The following is a 3885-nucleotide window of genomic DNA, read 5'->3' as shown; positions in this document are numbered from 1 at the left end:
CTATAAGTCATCTATAAAATAGTAATTTACCTAACATATAATTTTTTATAACAAACTTTTTTATATAATAAAAATATGAAGATACAAAGACAAATTCATAAATTCTTATATTTTTAATACAGTAACTTTTACAAATAAATATATAAATCAAAAACTTTATGTGTATTCATATAAGTTCTCATACCTCAATATCTCTTTTTTTGATTCTTGAACACCATTTAGGTATCATAAATTTTTTTAAAGCTTACTTGACAAAAGAAGTATATAACTGTATTATTGATATAAACCGACGGTCAGTCTAAAGATAAAATATGATTATAACCAGTTATATATATTTATGTAATTAAGAAAGGTGATTAAGAAAGTACATAAAAGCTACCTAATATAAATTTTGATAAAAATAGTGGTAATTATTGTTATCTCTTCTCAATATATAACATCAATAAAAAATCACTTATGATACCTTTACTTGAGTTTTTTTATATTCAACTTGCTTTACTTACTTCAGTTATTTACACTGATATACTTATGCTATTTTTAATTTTCAAAAATTTTTAAGAAACGAGGATAAAATATGTTAAAAAGAATATTACAAAAAGATTTAGCAAGAAATAAAGTAGTAACAGTCGCCTTATTCATATTCATTTTACTGGCAGCTATGTTAGTATCTAGTGCTACAAATATTATTATGGAACTTACTAGTTCTATGGCTTCCTTGTTTAGACAATCTCGTGCACCTCACTATGTTCAAATGTATTCTGGAGAATTAAACCAGAACTCAATCAATGAATTTACAGCTTCAACTCCGTCTGTAAAAGAACAACAAACTGTTGAACTTATAAATATCAATGGAAGGAATATTTTTCTAGGAAATGAGAAAAAAAGCCAAACTGATAGTGTTTTAGAAAATAGTTTTGTGAGGCAAAATAGTAAGTTCGATTTTTTATTAAACATGGATAATGAGATATTTCAAGTAGAAAATGGAGAAATAGGGGTTCCTGTCTATTACATGAAACAAAATAATTTAAATATTGGAGATAAGATACAAATAGTCAATGGTGATTTCTTCATGGAATTTACAATAAAAGATTTTGTACGTGATGTACAAATGAACCCTTCCCTTGTTACTTCAAAGCGTTTCTTAATCAGCGATGGTGATTGGAATACTTTATATGCTAACTTGGGTGAAAGTGAGTACCTGATTGAGTTTCTATTAAATGATATAAATAAAATTAGTGAATTTGAAATGTTATATCAATCAACTAATCTTCCACAAACAGGAACATCAATAACTTATTCTCTTTATCAAGTGTTAAATGCATTATCTGATGGAATTGTAGTTGCAATTATTATCTTAATTAGCGTTCTCCTTATTATAATTTCTACTTTATGCTTACGATTTACATTAATTGCAACTATTGAGGAAGATTATCGTGAAATTGGTGTTATGAAAGCAATTGGTATCCAAAGTGCTAATATTCGAAAACTGTATCTTGCAAAATATCTATTGATTACAGCTTTAGCAAGTTTTTTTGGTTATATAACCTCATTATTTATTGGAACTTTTTTTACAGAAAATATCAATCTTTATATGGGCACAGTAGAAAAAAGTGCTTTTAGTGTTTTTATTCCATTAATTGGCTCAGTTATTGTATTTATAGCAGTTATATTCTTTTGTAATCTAATACTAAAAAGATTTAATAAAATATCAGCAGTAGAAGCATTAAAAACAGGTACCTCAATGACCACTAAACGAAACAGATATAATATAAAACTATACAAAAGTAAAATAACAAATGTTAATTTCTTTTTAGGATTAAATGAAGTAACTGGAAGATTTACCATTTATAGCTTACTCTGCTTTGTTTATGCCGTCTGCATCTTTCTTATGATTGTACCACTTAATTTTCTAAATACTATTCAGTCTCCAGAATTTATTACTTATATGGGAGCTGGTCAAAGTGATATTCGCATTGATTTACAACAGACAAGTGAAACTCAAAACCACCTTGATTCTATATTGAAGGTTATTGAAAGTGACAATGATATTGAAAAGTATGCTTCCTTTATAACGAGTTCTTATAAGATAGTGAACCCAGATGGGACGATAGAAAATATGAAAATAGAAAATGGAGATTTCTCAACTTTTCCACTTGAATATGTAAAGGGTTCTGCACCAACAAATGAAAATGAGATTGCTCTGTCTGTTATAAATTCTGATGAATTAGGGAAAAGTGTTGGAGATAATGTATCCATTTTTTCAGAAGAAGATAATGAACTAATTCTCACTGTTAGTGGCATTTATCAAGATGTTACATATGGTGGTAAGACTGCAAAAGCGATGCTACCTTGCAAAAGAGATACAATTTTATGGTATATCATAAATTTAAATATGAAACCTGGAGTTAATTTAACAGATAAATTAGATCAGTATAGAATGAATTGTTATCCTGCTAAAGTTACAAATATGGATGATTATGTAAGTCAGACATTAGGCTCTGTTATTAGCCAATTAAGACTTGTTATAACGCTAGCTGTTATTCTATCTGTTTCCATTTCTGGATTTATTACAGCAATGTTTTTCAAAATGCTGATTGCTAAAGATACATCACAAATTGCAATTATGCTTAGTTTAGGATTTTCTACCAAAAATATACGAACTCAATATATTGTAAGAGCATTATTAGTGCTTACAGTTGGAATTATTTTAGGAATTATTGCATCAAATACAATTGGTCAGAAAATAGCAGGTCTACTTCTTTCTGGTATATCCAATTTACAATTTATAACAAATCCACTAATTGTATATATAATTTGTCCAATAACTTTAATTATAACTGTATCTGTTGCTATCACAGCAATCAGCATGACAATCAAAAAAATAAAAATTATGTCTATCATAGAATAAGAGGTATATTATGAATAATATTATAAAGGCTAAAAAAATTAGTAAAGAATATGTCATCAGCAAAGAGAATATACATCAAGTTTTAAAAGGAATTGATTTAACCATTCAACATGGAGAATTTGTATCTGTTATGGGAGCTTCTGGCTCAGGAAAAACAACTTTACTTTATAATTTAAGTGGTATGGATAAACTCACATCTGGAAATATTACATTCTGCGGAAAAATGATTTCTAATATGTCTGAGGAAGAATTATCTAAGATACGATTAAAAAAAATGGGATTTATCTTTCAACAAAGTAATTTACTAAAAAATTTAAATATTTTTGACAATATAGTCCTTTCCGCCTATTTGAGAAAGGGAGAAAGCCGCCAAATAATTAATGAGCGAGCAAAAATACTTATGGAGAAAACAAATATTTCAGAAATCAAAGATAAAGATATTACTCAGGTTTCTGGTGGTCAGCTTCAAAGAGCAGCTATATGTCGTGCTTTAATTAATACTCCAGAAATCTTATTTGGAGATGAACCAACAGGTGCACTTAATTCTAAAGTAACAAATGAAGTGATGGACATTCTTTTAGATATCAACAATTCTGGTACAACCATTATGCTTGTAACTCATGATGCCAAAGTTGCAGCAAAAACAGAACGAGTAGTATTTATGTCTGATGGTGTAATCATTGGAGAAATTATATTAGGAAAGTTTAATGAATGGAATGACAATTTAAAAGAAAGAGAAAGCAAACTTACAAACTGGTTATTAGAATTAGGTTTTTAGAAATATTAGTATAAATAAAACAGATGTTACTAGTATTATAAATTCAAAATAGTTATGAGTAAAGAAATCTATTATTAGAGGCTCTAGAAAGTGATATAAGTATAACTTTTTAAAGCCTTAATTATTTTATAAAAAATTTTTCATATATCTAAATTAAGATATACAATATTTTATTAAACTATTTACTTCACATATATAT

General features: G+C 27.3%; 2 protein-coding genes. Both read left to right on the top strand.

Annotated elements, in window-relative coordinates:
• The first annotated feature begins 574 nt into the window (after positions 1–574).
• Positions 575–2908 (top strand): FtsX-like permease family protein, encoded by a 2334-nt coding sequence (locus KGF50_RS20660; RefSeq protein ID WP_227849798.1) that lies wholly within the window; start codon positions 575–577, stop codon positions 2906–2908.
• Between the two features lie 10 nt (positions 2909–2918).
• A complete protein-coding gene (locus tag KGF50_RS20655; RefSeq protein WP_227849797.1) occupies positions 2919–3686 on the top strand; it encodes an ABC transporter ATP-binding protein in 768 nt (255 codons plus the stop codon).
• Positions 3687–3885 lie beyond the last annotated feature (199 nt).

It is taken from the genome of Clostridioides sp. ZZV15-6598 (assembly GCF_020657705.1).
Taxonomy (GTDB): domain Bacteria; phylum Bacillota; class Clostridia; order Peptostreptococcales; family Peptostreptococcaceae; genus Clostridioides; species Clostridioides difficile_F.
The sequence above is the reverse complement of the archived record's forward strand: the minus strand, read 5'-3'. Positions and strand labels throughout refer to the sequence as shown.

Bases quoted from the DNA above. Each gene is read 5' to 3' on its own strand.
- KGF50_RS20660 (WP_227849798.1), top strand. From the start codon at position 575: ATGTTAAAAAGAATATTACAAAAAGATTTAGCAAGAAATAAAGTAGTA.
- KGF50_RS20655 (WP_227849797.1), top strand. From the start codon at position 2,919: ATGAATAATATTATAAAGGCTAAAAAAATTAGTAAAGAATATGTCATC.